The sequence below is a fragment of the Clostridium sp. LIBA-8841 genome (assembly GCF_034439435.1).
GTDB lineage: Bacteria > Bacillota > Clostridia > Clostridiales > Clostridiaceae > Sarcina.
In genome coordinates this window covers 523,715-543,002 of the sequence record NZ_JAPCKJ010000001.1, presented here as the reverse complement: position 1 = coordinate 543,002, position 19,288 = coordinate 523,715, and the positions used below count along the sequence as shown (strand labels likewise).

Annotated in this window: 17 protein-coding genes; 16 read left to right on the top strand and 1 reads right to left on the bottom strand. The window is 28.7% G+C overall.

Annotated features, from left to right (window positions below):
* Window positions 1–102 precede the first annotated feature (102 nt).
* From OIF33_RS02165 to OIF33_RS02110, 12 genes are all read left to right on the top strand, one after another.
* Window positions 103–957, top strand: coding sequence for a DegV family protein (locus OIF33_RS02165; RefSeq protein ID WP_322502585.1), 855 nt, complete (start codon window positions 103–105; stop codon window positions 955–957).
* Between the two features lie 178 nt (window positions 958–1,135).
* Window positions 1,136–1,957 carry an alpha/beta hydrolase gene (locus OIF33_RS02160; protein WP_322502584.1) on the top strand — a complete coding sequence of 274 codons (822 nt, stop codon included), beginning with the start codon at window positions 1,136–1,138 and terminating at the stop codon, window positions 1,955–1,957.
* 645 nt (window positions 1,958–2,602) lie between these two features.
* On the top strand, window positions 2,603–3,712 hold the full coding sequence (locus tag OIF33_RS02155; protein WP_322502583.1) for a BMP family ABC transporter substrate-binding protein: 1,110 nt from the start codon (window positions 2,603–2,605) through the stop codon (window positions 3,710–3,712).
* Between the two features lie 158 nt (window positions 3,713–3,870).
* Window positions 3,871–5,406, top strand: a complete 1,536-nt coding sequence (locus tag OIF33_RS02150) for an ABC transporter ATP-binding protein (protein WP_322502582.1) — start codon at window positions 3,871–3,873, stop codon at window positions 5,404–5,406.
* Window positions 5,396–6,493 (top strand): ABC transporter permease, encoded by a 1,098-nt coding sequence (locus tag OIF33_RS02145; protein ID WP_322502581.1) that lies wholly within the window; start codon window positions 5,396–5,398, stop codon window positions 6,491–6,493. The genes OIF33_RS02150 and OIF33_RS02145 overlap by 11 nt, the downstream gene beginning before the upstream one ends.
* Window positions 6,493–7,446, top strand: a complete 954-nt coding sequence (locus tag OIF33_RS02140) for an ABC transporter permease (protein WP_322502580.1) — start codon at window positions 6,493–6,495, stop codon at window positions 7,444–7,446. The genes OIF33_RS02145 and OIF33_RS02140 overlap by 1 nt, the downstream gene beginning before the upstream one ends.
* A 187-nt stretch (window positions 7,447–7,633) precedes the next feature.
* Window positions 7,634–8,002, top strand: coding sequence for a CoA-binding protein (locus OIF33_RS02135; protein WP_322502579.1), 369 nt, complete (start codon window positions 7,634–7,636; stop codon window positions 8,000–8,002).
* A gap of 253 nt (window positions 8,003–8,255) precedes the next feature.
* Window positions 8,256–9,545 carry an NCS2 family permease gene (locus OIF33_RS02130; RefSeq protein WP_322502578.1) on the top strand — a complete coding sequence of 430 codons (1,290 nt, stop codon included), beginning with the start codon at window positions 8,256–8,258 and terminating at the stop codon, window positions 9,543–9,545.
* Between the two features lie 155 nt (window positions 9,546–9,700).
* On the top strand, window positions 9,701–10,624 hold the full coding sequence (locus tag OIF33_RS02125) for a patatin-like phospholipase family protein (protein ID WP_322502577.1): 924 nt from the start codon (window positions 9,701–9,703) through the stop codon (window positions 10,622–10,624).
* A gap of 72 nt (window positions 10,625–10,696) precedes the next feature.
* Complete coding sequence (locus tag OIF33_RS02120; protein WP_322502576.1) at window positions 10,697–11,698, top strand: PTS sugar transporter subunit IIC; 1,002 nt, start codon at window positions 10,697–10,699, stop codon at window positions 11,696–11,698.
* Between the two features lie 463 nt (window positions 11,699–12,161).
* A complete protein-coding gene (gene gshAB / locus OIF33_RS02115) occupies window positions 12,162–14,498 on the top strand; it encodes a bifunctional glutamate--cysteine ligase GshA/glutathione synthetase GshB (RefSeq protein WP_322502575.1) in 2,337 nt (778 codons plus the stop codon).
* A 46-nt stretch (window positions 14,499–14,544) separates the two neighbouring features.
* On the top strand, window positions 14,545–14,817 hold the full coding sequence (locus OIF33_RS02110) for a metalloregulator ArsR/SmtB family transcription factor (protein ID WP_322502574.1): 273 nt from the start codon (window positions 14,545–14,547) through the stop codon (window positions 14,815–14,817).
* Between the two features lie 62 nt (window positions 14,818–14,879).
* On the opposite strand, the gene OIF33_RS02105 is transcribed toward OIF33_RS02110, so the two are convergent.
* Window positions 14,880–15,545: a hypothetical protein gene (locus OIF33_RS02105; RefSeq protein WP_322502573.1), complete on the bottom strand. Its 666-nt coding sequence runs from the start codon at window positions 15,543–15,545 to the stop codon at window positions 14,880–14,882.
* A gap of 158 nt (window positions 15,546–15,703) precedes the next feature.
* Between OIF33_RS02105 and OIF33_RS02100 the strand changes: the two genes are divergently transcribed.
* The 4 genes from OIF33_RS02100 (at window position 15,704) to OIF33_RS02085 (ending at window position 19,051) form a co-directional block, all read left to right on the top strand.
* Window positions 15,704–16,570, top strand: coding sequence for a hypothetical protein (locus OIF33_RS02100; RefSeq protein WP_322502572.1), 867 nt, complete (start codon window positions 15,704–15,706; stop codon window positions 16,568–16,570).
* Between the two features lie 84 nt (window positions 16,571–16,654).
* A complete protein-coding gene (locus OIF33_RS02095) occupies window positions 16,655–17,365 on the top strand; it encodes a PspA/IM30 family protein (RefSeq protein WP_322502571.1) in 711 nt (236 codons plus the stop codon).
* Window positions 17,366–17,571: 206 nt separating this feature from the next.
* Entirely contained in the window at window positions 17,572–18,252 is a 681-nt protein-coding gene (locus tag OIF33_RS02090) for a hypothetical protein (RefSeq protein WP_322502570.1), read from the top strand.
* An 85-nt stretch (window positions 18,253–18,337) separates the two neighbouring features.
* Window positions 18,338–19,051, top strand: a complete 714-nt coding sequence (locus OIF33_RS02085; RefSeq protein ID WP_322502569.1) for a PspA/IM30 family protein — start codon at window positions 18,338–18,340, stop codon at window positions 19,049–19,051.
* The last annotated feature ends 237 nt before the right edge of the window (window positions 19,052–19,288 follow it).

Sequence of the window (19,288 nt, the reverse complement as noted above, 5' to 3'; positions counted from 1 at the left end):
AGTCTTAATAAATTTATCCATAGTACCTATTAAAAGCTATCTATTGTTTTATAAAATATAGTTAAATTTTATAGTATATAGATAAGAAGGGAAATTTGATATATGGAGAAAATTGCTTTAATAACTGATACCGGTGGAGATTTATCTTTAACTGAGCTAAAAGAAAATAATATATTTTTGACACCATTTATAATTAGATATGGAAATAAAGAGTTTAAGGATGTTTTAGAGATAAGTTCCAGAGAAATATATAATAGATTACATGAGGAGATTCCTACAAGTTCTTTACCAGATTTAAGTGAAGTAACTGATTTATTAAATAATTTAGTAAGTAAAGGATATACTCATGCCATAATAGTTACAATATCTAGTGGATTATCAGGAACATTTAATTCTTTAAGACTTCTATGTGAGGATTTTGAAGGACTAGAGACTTTTGTTTATGATAGTAAGGCTCTTACAGTTATAGAGGGGCAACTTGTCTTAAAGATATCAAATATGATAAGGGATGGAAAAAGTTTCGATAAAATAGTAGAGGAAATACCTAAGATAAGAGAAAGGATGCACGGATATTTTACTATTGATACCCTAGAATATCTTCAAAAGGGTGGAAGAATAGGAAAAATGGAAAGCTCTTTAGGAAGCATACTTCAAATAAAGCCTATAGCATCTGTAAATAAGGAGGGAGTTTTATACACTCACTCTAAGGTTAGGGGAAAGAAAAAGGCTCTTAAGAAAATGACTTCTTATTTAGAAGAAGTATTATCAAAATATAAGTGTAATGTATGGGTTTTAGAAGGTGGAGCTGAAGAGGAAGCCTTAAATTATATGAATGTTTTAAAAGAAGAAAATTATGAAAATATGGAAAGCTTAAATTTCGGACATTTAGGACCAATATTTGGAATGAATACTGGACCAGGTCTTGTAGCCATAGTATATGAAAAAATAGCTGAATAGTTTTTTTAAGGTATTTATTTGAAATAAATACCTTTTTTCTTATATGTTTTTAGAGTCAATATAAAATAATTGGTTAAATATTAATAAATATTAAATAAAGTGTTGAAATTGTTAATAATTATAGGTATATTTGTAAGAGAGAGTTTAGATGGAATTTTCAAATTTAAGGAGAATATAAATGTATGAGAATGAGAAAGAAGAGAAAAAACTAAGAAGAAAATTATTTTTTAAATTTTTTAACTATAATTTTTTAAAAGATAGAAATATAGAATATAAGGAATTTAGGTATGGAGATAACAATAAAGACTATTACAGAGTATATAAAGGATATGATAAAAGAAAGCCAACTATATTTTTTGTAAATAGTTATGGTCCTTGGGAAGGAAGTCCTAAAGGATGCGCTGCTATAGGAAAGTTTTTTTATAAATATGGATTTAGTGTAGTAATTCCTTCTTATGAATTAGCTCCAGAGCATAAGTACCCAGTTCAAGTAGAGAACATATTTTCAGCCTTTAAACATTATATAGAAAATAGCAAACCAAATAGAGTAGTTGTTATGGCATACTCTTCAGGAGCTGAATTGGCTGCCAATCTAGTTTACAATGAGGAAATGAAAGAAAAATATAATATAGATAATAATATTATATCTTCATTCGTAACCTTAGGAGGTACATTAGATTTTAGTCAATGCAATTCCAAAGAATATGAACACTACATAAAAAGATATTTGCACAATAAAGAACAGATTTTTGAGGTTAACCCAATAAATTTGGTAACAGAGTATTCTCCTAAAATACCAGTATTATGTGTGCATGGTTCTAAAGATTGTATAGTTAGCATTGAAAATTCTAAAAGATTTGTAGAAAAAGTAAACAAATTAAAAGGAAATGGACAGTTTTTAGAATTAGAGGGATATCATCATGCAGATTTGCAAAATTTGTTTATAGGCTTAGGAACTAAAAAAACTGGAGATATAATGAGTTTTATTAATAGATGTTAATTTATTATTTAGATCATAGTAATTTTTACTATGATCTTTTTTTGTTCTCTTTTAAGTGGATGTTGATTTTTAGCTAGCTCTTTAGACTTAGCTAAAAATCAACAGTATTTAAAGCAGAGTCTTTTATTTAAAGAAGAGTTTTTTGTTAAATTAATAAATTAAATAAGGTGATAATTACTAAGAATAAACATTAGTAATTGAAAGTATACATTAGTATATAGATTAAAGTTAACTAACTGTGAAACTATAAAAAAATAGAAAAGATGTGAAAGCGCTTTCTTATGTAATTTTATAATTATTAATAAATTAAAAAGAAGTTGTATATAAAATATTAATAAACAAAAAGATATAAAGGTAAAAAAATACATAAATCGATAAAAAAGGATAAAATACATAAAATGTAAGTTGGATAAAATAAGAAAATATGTCTAATTATTATAAAGTGAAAACAAAATATTAAAATAAAAAAAACATCATAGAAGGACATCGCTTTCACAGTTTAATATAGTCTTGTAAATTCGAACATTGAATTTAAAATAGCTTATGAATATTAGCTTATTACATTTTGATTATTAACTTAACTTCCAAGTTAATATGTAAGCTTTTAAATAAGAATTTTTTATAGGTATTAAGGAGGATTATTAAATGAAAAAGAAATTTCTTTCGGCTGTGTTAGCAGTACTTACAACAGCTACTTTACTTGCGGGATGTGGTAGCTCTAATGATGGACAAGCATCAGGTGATGCTGGTTCTAAGGGGGACAAAATGAAGGTTGGAATGGTTACAGATGCTGGTACTATAGATGATAAATCATTCAACCAAGGAACTTGGGAAGGAATTGAAAAGGCTAAGGCTGATTTAGGAATAGAAAATAAGTACTTAAAACCAAGTGGTACAACAGAGGCTGATTACTTAAAAGAAATAGGAAATCTTTATGATGCAGGATTTAAGTTCGTAGTAACTCCAGGATTTAAATTTGAAACAGCTATATATAAAGGACAATCAAAATATCAAGATGCTAAATTCGTATTATTAGATGGTGCACCTCATTCAGGCGAAAAAGATGCAAAACCAGAAGTTGGAGAAAATACAGTATCTATATTCTTCGCAGAGGAGCAAGCTGGATTTATGGCAGGTGTTGCTACAGCGCTTGAACTTAAAGAAGGAGAGTTAGGATTCATAGGTGGTATGGAAATCCCACCAGTACAAAAGTTTAACTGGGGATTCCAACAAGGGGTAGCTTATGCTAATGAAAAATTAGGAACTAAGATGTCACTTCAAGCAAAAAATGTTATATATCAAGGAACATTTGATGATGCCGCTGCTGGTGGTCAAATAGCTGCTCAAATGTATGATGGCGGAGTTAAAGCTATATTCTGTTCTGCTGGTGGAGTTGGTGTAGGAGCTATACAAGAAGCTAAGAATAGAGTTGCTTCAGGAAATGAAGCTTGGATAATCGGTGTTGACGTTGACCAATATGAAGATGGTATATATGAAGGAGATAAATCAGTAATACTTACTTCAGCTGTTAAGAGAATTGACCACGCTTCATACGACATGATAAAGAAAGAATTAAATGGTGAGTTCCCAGGTGGACAAACTATAACATATGATGCATCAAATAATGGTGTAGGTTTACCAGATAAGAATCCAAACTTAAGTGAAGAAACAATGACTGAAGTAAATAAAATATTTGAACAGTTAAAGAATGGTGAAATAAAGGTTTCTAATGAGCAAGGAGACTTAATAAAGTAATTTAAAAATTCAAGGAAGTTTTTATTAAGGAGATGGGGCTTCCCTCTCCTTTTATTTATATGAAAAGTAATAATAAAAAATATTAATTGGGGAATTGAGAGATAGGGTAATATTAATTATTAAAAGTATAGAGTTTTTAGTATTAAGGAGGATAACTTATGGAATATGTAGTAGAGATGCTTAATATCCGTAAAGAGTTTCCTGGTATAGTAGCAAATGATAACATAACTTTGCAACTAAGAAAAGGAGAGATACATGCTTTGCTTGGAGAAAATGGAGCAGGTAAATCTACTTTAATGGGAGTTCTTTTCGGAATGAATCAACCTGATAAAGGAAGTATAAAAGTTAGAGGAAAAGAAGTTAAGATTACAAATCCTAACGTTGCTAATGATTTAGGAATAGGTATGGTTCACCAGCATTTTAAACTAGTTGAAAACTTTACAGTAACTCAAAATATAGTTTTAGGATGTGAGCCTAAAATTCTATTTGGATTAGGAATGGACTTAAATAAGGCAGCTAAGAGAATAGAAGAACTATCAAAGCAATACGGACTAAATGTTGACCCTTATGCAAAGATAGAGGATATATCTGTTGGTATGCAACAAAGAGTTGAAATATTAAAAATGCTTTATAGAGATGCAGATGTTCTTATATTAGATGAGCCTACAGCAGTCTTAACTCCACAGGAAATAGATGAACTTATAAAGATAATGAAGAATCTTATAAATGAAGGTAAATCAATAATAATCATAACTCATAAGCTTAAGGAAATAAAAGCGGCTGCAGATAGATGTACAGTTATAAGAAGAGGAAGATATATTGGTACTGTAGATGTTAAAACTACTAGTGAAGCTGAAATGGCTAAGATGATGGTGGGAAGAGAAGTTTCATTTAAGGTAGATAAAAAGCCAGCTAATCCTGGTGAAGTAGTATTAGATATAAAAAATCTTTCAGTTAAAAATAATAAAAAAGTATTAGGATTAAAAGATTTTTCTATTGACGTTAGAGCAGGAGAAATAGTAGGGATAGCTGGAGTTGAAGGTAACGGTCAAAGTGAACTTATCGAAGCTATTACAGGGTTAAGAAAGAGTGAAAGTGGAACTATAAACTTTAAAAATGGGGATATAACTGGAGAATCTATAAGAAATAGGATTAACTCAGGTATTGCACACATTCCAGAAGATAGACATAAGAGAGGATTAGTTCTAGATTATACAATTGAAGATAATATGGTTCTAGAGGTTTATAATAAGAAACCATTCTCAAGCAAAGGACTATTAAACAGAAAAGAAATAAAAAAATATGCAGAAAAAATAATAAATGAGTTTGATGTAAGATCTGGAGAAGGAGCAGATTCTATTGCTAGATCTTTATCAGGAGGAAATCAACAGAAGGCAATTATAGGACGTGAAATAGAGTTGAATCCTGAACTTTTAATAGCGGCACAGCCTACTAGAGGACTTGATGTAGGGTCTATAGAATACATTCATAAGAGACTTGTAGAACAAAGAGATAGTGGAAAAGCAGTACTTTTAATATCTCTTGAATTAGATGAAATATTAAATGTTTCAGATAGAATTGCAATAATAAATAATGGTGAACTTATAGGTGTTGTAAATGCAGATGAAACTAATGAAAATGAAGTAGGTCTTATGATGGCTGGTATAAAAGGAGGACAAAAGCATGAAGTTTAAACAGTTTATTATATCTTTAATGGCTATTGTTTTAGGACTTATTGCTGGGGCTGTTTTAATGGCTATTATGGGTCATAATCCAATAGAAGGTTATTCTTTCTTATTCCAAGGCGGTCTTATGAATATAGAAAGAATAGGAAACACTTTAGCTACAGCTACACCTCTTATACTAACTGGACTATCATTAGCATTTGCTTTTAAAACTGGACTATTTAATATTGGTGCTCCAGGACAAATGCTTATGGGAGGATTTTTTGCTACAGCAGTAGGTTTAACTGTAAAATTACCAGCTCCAATATTACTTCCTTTAATGATTCTTGCAGGAATACTTGGAGGTGCTCTTTGGGCATTCATTCCAGGTGCTTTAAAAGCTAAGTTCAATGTTCATGAGGTTGTTTCAACAATCATGATGAACTGGATAGCATATTGGATAGTTTATTATATGGTTCCTATGTACTTTAAGGGAGAATTCTTAGAGACTGAATCTGCACAGCTTCCAGCTGCAGCTACTTTAAGAGTACAAGCTCTTACAGATTTCTTCCAAGGATCATTTATAAACATGGGTATATTAATCGCTCTTGTTTCTGTATTTGCTATTTGGTTCATACTAAATAAAACAGTTTTAGGATATGAATTAAAGGCTGTTGGATTTAATAGAGATGCTGCAGAATATGCTGGTATTTCAGTAAATAGAAACATAGTATTATCAATGATGATAGCTGGGGCTTTAGCAGGACTTGCAGGTGTTGTTCAATACACAGGAAATGCTACAAGCATACAAATAGGGGTTATGCCAACACAGGGATTTGATGGAATAGCTGTTGCCTTACTTGGTGCAAGTAACCCAATAGGAGTTTTATTCTCAGCTTTATTCTTTGGTATTTTATACACAGGAAAAGGATTTATGAATGCTATGACAAGCATACCTCCAGAAATAGCAGACACTATAATGGCTACAATAATCTACTTTGCAGCTACAAGTGTAATAATGGAGAGAGTATTTAATAAATTCCAAAAAAGAAAGAAAGATAAATTGAATAAAAATACCAATCAGGAAACAACTAAGGAAAGGATGGTGAGCAAGTAATGTGGGAAACAATTCAACAAATATTTCCGTATGCTATAGCCTTTACTATACCTCTTTTAATAACCGCATTAGGTGCTTTATTTTCTGAGAGAAGTGGTGTAGTAAATATAGGACTTGATGGTCTTATGATTGTAGGATCTTTTACTGGAGCCTTTACAGTTTCAAAACTTCAAGAAGCTATGCCAGGAAGCTCACTTCCTTTATGGATTGGTTTAGGGGTTGCAATGTTAGTTGGAGTACTATTCTCTTTACTTCATGCCTTCGCAAGCATAAATTTAAATGCTAACCAGGTAATAAGTGGTACAGCTATAAATATGATAGCTGGAGCATTAACAGTATTCTTAGCTAGAAATATGACAGGTAGTGGTAATATCAGAATAATTCAAGGTTTTATACAACAGGATATTCCGGTTTTATCTTCAATACCTATAATAGGGGATTTATTCTTTACAAAAACTTATGCAACTACATGGTTAGTAATTTTAATACTTGTAATAAGTACATTCCTTCTATATAAAACAAGTTTTGGATTAAGACTTAGAGCTTGTGGTGAACATCCTCAAGCCGCAGATGCTGCAGGAATAAATGTTTATAAAATGAGATATATAGGAGTTATGATATCAGGAGCATTCTCATCTCTTGGTGGAGCTGTAATTCTTGTGACTTATGGAGGAGAGTTTACAGGAAGTGTTGCTGGCTTAGGATTCTTAGCATTAGCCGCTTTAATCTTTGGTCAATGGAAACCATGGGGAATATTAGGAGCAACTTTATTCTTTGGATTCGCAACAACTATAGCTAACGTATCGCAAATAGTACCATCACTTTCAACTATACCTCCAGTAATACTTAAGGTATTCCCTTATGTTGTTACTTTAATAGCATTAATAGTATTCTCTAAGTCATCTCAAGCACCTAAGGCTGCTGGAGAGCCATATCAAAAGGATAAGAGATAATATAAAATTTAAGACCTTATCTATGAATATGATTTTTAGCATATTCATAGATATGAGGTCTTTTTTCTTTTTTTAAAATCTATAAAAAACACAATATGTGAATTTATATTAATTTAATTACAATCTTTATATTATTAAAATAATGAGCCATAATATATTTAAGAATAATTTGAATGGAGGAATTTTTATGTTAGCTAAGAATTTTTTAGAGTTTAAAAATTGGTGTGTTATTGGTGATGTTGGAAATGAAAAAAAGTATGCATATAGGATTTTAAATAAACTTAAAGAAAATGGATATAATGTGGTTGGAGTTAATTCAAGGGGAGGAGATAGCATATATAAAAGTTTATCAGAAGTTCCCTATGATATTGAAGTTATAGATTTATGTATAAATCCTATTAAAGGAATAGAGTTTCTTAAAGAAGTTAAAGATTTATCAATAAATAAGGTTTTAATTCAACCAGGAGCTGAAAGTGAAGAGATTTTAAAATTTTGTAAGAAAAATAACATAGAAGCTATTGAAGGATGTGTATTAGTTGAATTAAGTAAGAGATAGAATGATAAAAAGTTCGTATATTAAACTTAAAAGTATTTATTGAATAATTTTATGATTGAATAATATGTTTTTATACGTATTATTCAAAAATAAAATGAGTTTAATATACGTATTTGATTAGAAAAAAGGACAAAATAACTTATTAATATCACTTTTTCGACAAAAATATTCGTAAAAGTATTGATAAATATAAAAAATCTGATAATATATTAAAGGTGCTTTAGAAAAAACAAATGAAAGAAAGAGTGAGATTATGGAAAAATTCTTCAAGCTTAGGGAAAATAATACTGATGTAAAAACGGAATTTATTGCTGGATTAACTACTTTTATGACAATGGCTTATATACTTATAGTAAATCCATCAATATTATCAGCGGCAGGAATGGATCAAGGGGCTGTGTTTACGGCAACTGCCTTATCAGCAATAATAGCAACTTTAATAATGGGACTTTATGCTAAGTTACCATTTGCACAGGCTCCAGGAATGGGCTTAAATGCTTTCTTTGCTTATACAATAGTTATTCAGATGGGATATTCATTTGAATTTGCTTTAACAGCAGTTTTATTAGAAGGAATAATATTTATACTTTTAACTATATTTAATGTACGTGAAGCCATAGTAGATTCAATACCAACAGGTATAAAGAATGCAATATCAGTTGGTATAGGATTATTCATTGCTTTAATAGGATTAGAGGGAGCTGGAGTAGTAGTACATACAGAAGGCGGAACAATAGTTTCATTAGGAAACATAGTTTCAGGACCAGGACTTTTAGCAATAATAGGATTATTAATAACAAGTGTTTTAATAGCTAAGAATGTTAAAGGAGCTTTATTTATTGGTATGGTAGTTACAGCTATTATAGGAATACCTATGGGAATAACTCCGATACCAAGTAATATTGTTAGTATGCCACCATCACTTGAGCCTACTTTCTTCAAATTTGATTTCCATAATATATTTTCAATGGATATGGTAATAGCATTATTTACATTATTATTTATGGATATGTTTGATACAATAGGAACTTTAGTAGGTGTTGCTACAAAGGCTAAAATGGTAGATAAGGATGGAAAGGTTCCAAACATGAAGAAAGCATTATTTGCAGATGCTATAGGAACAACAATAGGAGCTTGTTTAGGAACAAGTACAGTTAGTACTTTCGTAGAGAGTGCTTCAGGAGTAGCAGAAGGAGGAAGAACTGGTTTAACAGCTGTTTCAACAGCGTTTATGTTCTTCTTAGCATTATTCTTTGCGCCTTTATTTACAGTTATAACTCCAGCAGTTACAGCATCAGCATTAATATTAGTTGGATTATTTATGATAGAGCCAATAAAAGAGATAGATTTTCATGATTATACAGAATCTATACCAGCATTTTTAACAATAATCATAATGCCATTTGCTTATTCAATATCAGATGGTATAGTATTTGGTGTTATATCATACATAGTATTAAAATTATTTTCAGGAAAGAGAAAAGAAATAAGTTTAACCACTGTGATTTTAGGATTAATATTCCTACTTAAGTTTGTAATATAAAGGTTATATAAAATAGACTATATGATGAATTCATATAGTCTATTTTTTTATATAATGATTTTATTATCAATTTTTTATATAATATAGTAAAATAGTATAATGAATATCTTTATGGATATGAAACGATTCATTTAATAATGAATGGAGGAAATATTATGAAAGTTGGATTAGTATTATCAGGCGGAGGAGGAAAAGGTGCATATGAATTAGGCGTTTGGAGAGCCCTAGTTGAAATGAACTTAGATAAATATATAAAAGTTATTTCTGGGACTTCTATAGGAGCGTTTAATGCAGCTTTATTTGCCCAAGGAGACATGGATAATGCTCAAGCTTTATGGGATGAAGTTACCATGGAGAAGTTAGTTCCTATGACTAAAATTGACTTATTAAAAAAGGGAGTAGCTTTAGCCTTAGGAGTAAAGAGTCTTAATTTTGTAAAAAAGCACATGTCAGATAAATTAGAAAATGGTGATTTCCCTAAGGATGGAGCTTACGAAGTTGTAAATAAATTTATAGATATAAACAAGGTTAAGGAATCAGGAAAAATATGTTATGCAGCGTGTACAGAATTACCAGATTGTAAGGTTAAATATTTTAGAATTAACGATTATGATGAAGAAGTAGGAAGAGAAATAATAATGGCATCTGCTTCATTACCTTTAATATATGATAGTTCAGAAGTTGAGGGAAAAAAATACTTAGATGGGGGAATGGTGGATAATACACCTATACAGCCTGTTTATGGGGAAGGTTGTGATTTAATTATTGTAGTACATCTATCTAAAGAAGGAGAAGTTGACAGAAGTCTCTATCCAAATGCTCAAATAATAGAGATTATTCCTAAGAGTTTAGATGATAGTATGATAAGTGGAACTTTAAACTTAGATATAGATGCAAAGAGATTAAGAGCTCAACAAGGATATGAAGATACAATGAATCTTCTAGGCCCTATAATTACTTTAGCTAAAAATAGCTTTGAAAGTGAAATGAATGAAAGAAATCCAATTCTATATAGATTGTTTAACAGTTTTAAAGATTTTAAAACAAAGTTTTCATCAAAGGATATAGTTAATAAATAATGTTAAAATATTGACAAAGTTTTCATATGTAAATAGAATAAAAGAAAAAATATATATGAAATGAGGGCTATAATGAAAAATTCTTTGGTGAAATCATTAAATGGTATGGGGATTGGATTATTTGCAACTCTTGTAGTTGGAACAATAATAGTTCAATTAGGTACATTAATAGACTTTGACTTATTTATAACTTTAGGTAGTTTTGCAAAAGTGTTTATGGGGGGAGCTATTGGAGCGGCAGTTGCTTACTTTTTAGAAGCATCTCCCTTAGTTATATTTTCATGTGTGGTTACTGGAAGTATAGGGGCTGGAGCAATAAAGTCCGTTGATGGGGCAATGATTTTAGGAGTTGGAGATCCTGCGGGGGCATATATAGCAGCTATTCTAACAGTCTTATTAGGAAAGCTAGTTGCAGGGAAAACTAAAGTGGACATACTATTAACTCCAATAGTCTGTATAATATTTGGAGGAATAGTTGGTCTTGGAATATCTCCAACAATATCACAATTTGTAGGGATTATTGGAGATTTAATCAATAGGGCAACAGAGATGCAACCCATATATATGGGAGCAATAATATCAACAATTATGGGACTTGTATTAGTTTCACCTATAAGTTCAGCGGCTTTGGCTACTAGCTTAGGATTAAATGGATTAGCAGCAGGGGCTGCCGTTGTAGGATGTTCTTGTCAAATGATAGGTTTCGCAGTTATTTCTTTTAAAGAAAATGGAGTAGAAGGACTTATAGCGCAAGGAATAGGTACAGCTAAAATACAATTTGGGAATGTTGTAAAAAATCCGTACATATTAATACCTACTGTTGTTTCAAGTTTTATCATAGGAATATTATCAACAACAGTATTTAAAATAACATCTAATAGCATTGGAGCAGGAATGGGAACTAGTGGATTAGTTGGCCAAATACAGACTGTTGCTATTATGGGAAAAGGAGCAATTCCATTAATACTTATTTCTCAAATTATTTTACCAGCACTAATATCTTTAATTATTGTTAAATTTTTAAGAAAAAAGAACTTAATAAAAGATGGAGATATGTTATTAGAAAAAATATAGTTAAATACAGTATAGTTATTTGAAAATAACTATACTGTATTTTTTTATTTATTTTATATTAAGTTAATTATAAGAAGAGAAAAAAAGGTTATTATAAAAATGAGTTACTTTAAAATATTAAATAGGGAATATTAAATGATAAAAATTATTTGCATAATAAGTAATAAAGAGAAAAAGAGAGGTTTTAAAAGTATTTTAAAGAAAAAGCAGGCAATAAAAGTTTTGACTATATAAGAAGTTTCTTATATAGTTATATTTAAGGTAAATTTAGTAATGAATATTTATTTAGAGTAGTATTTTGTTTGATTATTATTTTATGTGCTTTTTTATTTAAAGATTTAATAATTATAAAAAAAGAGAAAAGTTTTTCAGTTCATAAATAATACATAAATAGATGGTTTATTTATATAAGAGTAAATTTAATTTAGTGTATATAGACAGGGATAGTTCTAGGAGGAGAGAAATGATAAATTTAGATAAAGATTTGGTTAATGTTATAAAAAATGAAAAATTAGAAGATTACTTTGTAAAAGCTAATTTTGGTTTAGAAAAGGAGAATGTTAGAGTTACAGAGGACGGAAAATTAGCTTTGACACCTCATCCAAAAGCTTTTGGAGATAAAGATAGAAATCCATATATAAAAACAGACTTTTCAGAGAGCCAATTAGAAATGGTTACACCAGTTTGTAATACAATAGAAGATGTTTATAGCTTTATATCTAATTTGAATAAAGTAGTATCTTTAGAACTTATTAAAAATGGAGAATATCTATGGCCACAAAGTAATCCGCCTATTTTGCCAAATGAAGATGAAATACCAATAGCTAAACTTGCAAATAAAGAAGATGAATTATATAGAGAAAATCTTAGTAAAAGGTATGGAAAGAAAAAACAAGTAATAAGTGGCATACATTATAATTTTTCTTTTAAGGAAGAGTTTATGCAATTACTTTATAAAGAGCTTAAAGCAAAAGAAGATTTTAGAAGTTTTAAGGATAATATGTATCTTAGAATGACTAGAAACTTTCAAAAATATAACTGGTTGTTAATATATCTAACAGGAGCAAGTCCAGTTTTTCATGAAAGTTATATGGATGAAATTAAAGAAAACGGGGATAAGTTAGATTGTAATTCATATTACATAAAAGGAGATACATCCCTAAGAAATAGTTATTATGGATATAAGAATAAAAAAGATTTTTGTGTTTCATATAATAGTATAGAGCAATATGCTAATGATATTAGAAACTTAGTTAATGATAAAGAAATACAAAGTGCAAAGGAATATTATAATCCTATAAGATTAAAGTCTTTAGGAAGTAGTGATATGATTGGAAATTTATTAACTAAAGGTATTGATTATTTAGAAGTAAGACTTTTAGATTTAAATCCATTAAATCTTCAAGGAATAAGTAAAGAGACTCTTTATTTAGTTCATCTATTCATGATATATACTTTATTAAAAGAAAATCATAGCATTACTTGCAAAGAACAAAAAGAGTTCTTTAAAAATTATGAAATAGTAGCTGTTAGTGGTAGAAATGAAAATACAGTTATATATGAAAATGGAGTTCCTGTTCTATTAAAAGATAAGGGAAGAGAAATATTAAAAGAAATGAATGAAATTGTAGATTTATTATTTTCTAATAATAGAGAATTCAAAGAAGTAATAGAGAATTCTTTAGAAAAAATAAATAATTCTAAGAATACATTTTCAGAAGAACTTCTTGAAGATGTAAAAGAAGAAGGATATATAGCTTTTCATATGAGAAAAACTAAAGAATACCTAGAAGATTTTAAGAAAAAGGAGTTTAATTTAATTGGATATGAGGATTTAGAATTATCAACACAAATTTTAATATTAGATGCCATGAAAAGAGGAATTGAATTTAATGTAATGGATAGGTTAGAGAATTTTATTTCTCTTAGCAATGGAGAAAAGATTGAATATGTTAAACAGGCTACAAAAACCTCTGAGGATTCATATATAACTGCATTAATAATGGAAAATAAGTTAGTAACTAAGGAAATACTTAAAGAAAATAATATAAGGGTTCCTAAAGGAAAAAATTATGATGATATAGAGGAAGCTAAAAGAGATTTTAGACTTTTTAAAAATGAAAGAATAGTTATAAAGCCTAAATCAACTAATTTTGGATTAGGGATAAGTATATTTACAGGAAGCTATTCTAAAGAAGATTATGATAAGGCTATTGATATAGCTTTTAGAGAGGATAGTTCAATTCTTATAGAGGAGTTTATGACAGGAAAAGAATATAGATTTCTTGTAATAGGAGGAGAAGTGGTTGGAATACTTCATAGAGAGCCTGCCAATGTAATTGGAGATGGGGAAAGAAGTATAAGAGAACTTGTTTATGAAAAAAATAAAGATCCACTAAGAGGTAAAGGATATAAAACTCCTTTAGAAAAAATAAAATTAGGCGAAATAGAAGAGATGTTCTTAAAGAATCAAGGATTAAACTTTGATTATGTGCCTAAAGATGAAGAGAAGATTTATCTAAGAGAAAATTCTAATATAAGTACTGGTGGAGACAGCATAGACTTTACAGATAAAATACATGATAGTTATAAGAAGGTTGCACTAAAATCAGCTGAGGCTGTAAGAGCAGTAATAACTGGAGTTGATATGGTTATAGATGATATTAATGAGGAAGCAAGAGATGATAATCATGGAATAATAGAGCTTAATTTTAATCCTGCAATACATATTCATTGCTTCCCTTATAAAGGAACAAACAGAAAAGCTGGTGAAAAAATATTAGATTTACTTTTTAATTAACTCTTTAAGTTTGTAAATGCTTAATTTAGGAGGTGCTTAGTCTTTTATGGAAAACAAAAGTTTAGATATATTTAAGGCTTTATCAAGTCCAATTAGAGTTAAGATAATAGAGAAATTGTATGATGGACCAGTATGCGTTTGTAGGCTAAATGGAGAAATTGACTTTTCACAAGCAAATTTATCACAGCATCTAAAGATATTAAAGGATTCTGGAATTGTAGTTTCTGAAAAGAGAGGATTATATCAATACTATAGCTTGAAAAATGATAAGATAAAAAAAATAATGGATTTAGCAGATAGTATGTGCAAAAATGATTAGATAGAACATATCATTAAAAAATAAAACCTACATGTTTTAAAAATATGTAGGTTTTATTTTTATTATATTTTATTACTTTCATATATTTCAATTATTTCATTAAATAAATCAACATCATCGATTGAATTATATAAATCACCATCTTTTATGTCATAAGTATATTCAAGCACAAATTGTTGTCCACTTAGTACTTCTTTTATGATTCTAAAACGCTTGTCTATATCTAACATTTCTACTTCACAAAGTATTTCAAGAGGTTCATTTTCTTTAGTTTCACTATTGTATTGCTGTTTTATAAAGTTTTTAAATACTATTAGGTTAGTATTTTTTTTATCACAATAATTAACTTTACCAGTTTTATTACATGATACACATGGGTTAAAGCCGCATTCTCTTATGCATTTTACACATAAGCATTCTGAACATACAAATATTTTCTCAAGAGCATCCTTATATGTTTTTTTGAAGTCTTCACATTCTTTTATAATTCCATTATCTTTAGATTTATTAAGGAATGATAGGAAAGATTTCTTTTCAGGTAATTCTCTAGAAACTTTATCTAGTAAATCATTATATTTTTTTAATATTTTTATGTTTTTATAATAAGCTCTTTCTTTTAAAGTAGAATCCTCGCTTAATTCTTCAATATCATCTAGAACAAATACCAATTGACTATATAGATTACCATAGGTAGTTTTTTCTTTATCTAAAAATTCTTTTGCATTCATTTGTTATACTCCTTCCCCATATTATGTAATACATATTTATAATATCATAAAGTATCAAAGAATTATAAAAAAGAATTATGAATTTATAATCTTAAAATACACAAATTTAAATAATTAATTTATAATGATGGCATATGTTGAGATTAGGGGGTAAGAGGGTGAATAAACATAAATGTTATAAACAATTAATTATGTTTTTTATATCTCTTTTCTTTTTAGTTGGGTGTTTTAATATTTCTCCAATTAAAAATGTTAATGCAGAAACTTTTGGTATAGAAAATAATAGTGTAAAGACTAGTACATCATCAAGTAATAAATCATCAGAAAGTAGCTCTGAAAGTTCAAGTAAGAGTAGTTCATCAAGCGATAAAAAAAAGAGTCAAGGAAATAGTAATTATTCAACCACAGATAAATTTAATAGTAAGGCACCGGCGGATTCTTCAAAAAGTCCTTCTGGAAGCAATAATCAAAAAAGTGATAATAAATCAAAAAGCGATAATAAATCAAAGAGTGATGATAAATCAAAAAATAGTAGTTCTAAGAATGGACAAGATTCAAATAAGAAGAGTACCCAGGGAAACAGCAATTATTCTACAACGGATAAATTTAATAGTAAGGCACCAGCCAGCTCTTCAAAGAGTTCTTCTGAAAGCAATAAATCAAAAAGTGATAATAAATCAAATAGTAGTAGTTCAAAGAGTGAACAAGACTCAAAAGAAAAGAGCACACAGAAGAACAACAATTATTCTACTACGGATAAATTTAATAGCAAGGCACCAAATTATGCCTCAAAGAGTTCTTCAGAAAGTAATGAGTCAAAAAGCGACAATGAATCAAGCAGCAGTTCAAATAGTGAACAGGAATCAAAAGACACTGAGGGAGAGGTAAGTTATTCTAATAAGAACTATAATAGTGGTAGTTCAGGTTTTTTTAATATGTTTATAAAAACAGTATTTAAAGGTATGGGAATAATTTTTGTAATACTAGTATTAATAGGGCTTATAATAAAAAAAAGAAATAAATAATTAAAATTGGAAGTTATGAACTAAATTAAAAAGAAGAGTGATTATAATAGATTTTAATATAAAGTCGGCAAAGGTGGTAATAATATGGGGATATTTAATAGAATTTCAAACATGATTAAGGCTAAGACTAATTCAACTTTAGATGAAATGGAAAATCCAATAGAATTGTTGGATCAAAAAATAAGAGATATGGAGAAAGCTTTTAATGAAGCAAAAAGATCTTCAGCTCAAATATTTGGTAATTTAAAAGATACTGAAAAGAAAATGAACCAAGCAAAAGAAGATTCAGCTCAATACGATGAAAAAGTAAGACTAGCTATGAGTAAGGATAATGAAGAATTAGCTAAAAAAGCTTTAAAACTTAAACTTGATAGTGACAAGAAGTTTACTTCTTTAAAAGAAAGTTATGAAGGTCAAAAAGCTAAAGCTGAAGTTTTGAAAAGTAAGTTAGTTGAATTAGAAAAAGAATTAGACAAGACAAGAAGTTACAGAGATGAAGCAGTTGCTAGATTAAATAATGCTGAGGCTTCAAAACAAATCAATGAAGTAATTGCAAATGTTAAAAGTAAGAGTAACTCAATTAATGTTGATGATATAGAAAGAAGTATTTCAAGAAAAGAAAGTTATGCAGCAGGATTAGAAGAATTAAAGGGTGAAAGCTTAGATGATGAGTTTGCTAAGTTAGAAGAGTTAAGTTTAGATGATGAGTTAAATAAATACAAAACTTCAAGTTCAGAAGTAAATGAATCAGTAGATTCAGAGTTGGGTTCAGAATTAGAAAAATATAAAAATTAATAAGGTTAGATTTAATCAGAGAAGGGCATGACTTTCTCTGATTTTTTTATCTAAAGATTCTTTTATACTCATTTGTTATACTTTTTTACAATATTATATAATATTATGGATTACCAAAGAATTATTAATTTGTAATCTTAAAATATACAAATTTTAATAATTAATTTATAATAATGATATATGTTGAGTTTAAGGAGGGTAAGAGGGTGAAGAAAAATAATCGGTATAAACAATTAATTGTATTTTTTATATCTCTTTTCTTTTTAGTTGGCTGTTTTAATATTTCTCCAATTAAAAAGGTTAAAGCAGAAACTTTTGGTATAGAAAATACTATTGCAAAAGGCAGTAAATCATCAGGAAGTAGATCAAGAAGTTCAAGTAAAAGTTCAAGTAAGAGCAGCTCTTATAATTCAACTAAGAAATATTCTAAACCAAGTAGTTCATCAAGTGACAAGAAAAAAAGTCAAGGAAATAGTAATTATTCGACTACAGATAAGTTTAATAATTCTTCCTCAGGAAGTAGTTCAGGTAGCGTAGAAAGTGGACAAGGATCAAAAGACTCTAAAGAAAATAGTACACAGGGAAATAGTAATTATTCTACTACTGATAAATTTAATAATAAGGCACCCAATGATTCCTCGGAAAGTTCTTCAGAAAGCAATAAATCAAAAAGCGATAGTGAATCGAAAAGTAATAGTTCAGATAAAAGTTATAGGGGCAATAAATCAGGAGGATTCGACTTTTTTGATATGCTTATGCTAAATAATATAATGAATATGCTTGGAAACATGTTTAGTTTTATGTTTATAAGAAGACCACTTGTAGGTATTGGAACAATTTTATTAATAGTATTATTAATAGTATTATTAAGAAGAAAAAGAAGGTAATTAAAATTAATAATTATGACATGAAATTGTAAAGAAGAGAGAGTATAATAAATTTTAATAAAAAGTCGGTAAAGGTGGTAATAATATGGGAGTATTTAATAGAATTTCTAATATGATAAAGGCTAAGACTAATTCAGCTTTAGATGAAATGGAAAATCCAGTAGAGCTGTTAGATCAAAAAATAAGAGATATGGAGAAGTCTTTTAATGAAGCAAAAAGATCTTCAGCTCAAATATTTGGTAATTTAAAAGAGACTGAAAAGAAAATGAATCAAGCAAAAGAAGATTCAGCTCAATATGATGAGAAAGTAAGACTAGCTATGAGTAAGGGAAATGAAGAATTAGCTAAAAAAGCTTTAAGACTTAAATTAGATAGCGATAAGAAATTTGCTTCTTTAAAAGAAAATTATGAAGGGCAAAAAGCTAAGGCTGAAGTTCTAAAAAATAAGCTAACAGAATTAGAAAAAGAATTAGACAAGACAAGAAGTTACAGAGATGAAGCAGTTGCTAGATTAAATAATGCTGAGGCTTCAAAACAAATCAATGAAGTAATAGCAAATGTTCAAAGCAAGAGTAACTCAATTAATATTGATGATATAGAAAGAAAAATTTCAAAAAAGGAAAGCTATGCAGCAGGTTTAGAAGAATTAAAGGGTGAAAGTTTAGATGATGAGTTTGCTAAGTTAGAAGAGTTAAGCTTAGATGATGAGTTAAATAAATACAGAACTTCAAGCCCAGAATCAAATAAATCAGCAGATACAGAGTTAGATTCAGAATTAGAAAAATATAAAAATCAATAAAATTAGATTTAATCAGGGAAAGCAGTGTCTTTCTCTGATTTTTTATTAGTTTTAAAGTTAGTAATAAATTTTTAGTAAAGTATAGGAAAAGAATATATAAGCTCTTTAAAGTTTTTATTTAGGGCAATAGTTTAAGGGGATTAATTACAAGTAGTTAAAAAATAAAAGATGAGAAAAAATAGAAAAAGCTATAAAGCAAGAGTAAATTATATTAGTTTGTAGCTATTTTTATTTAAT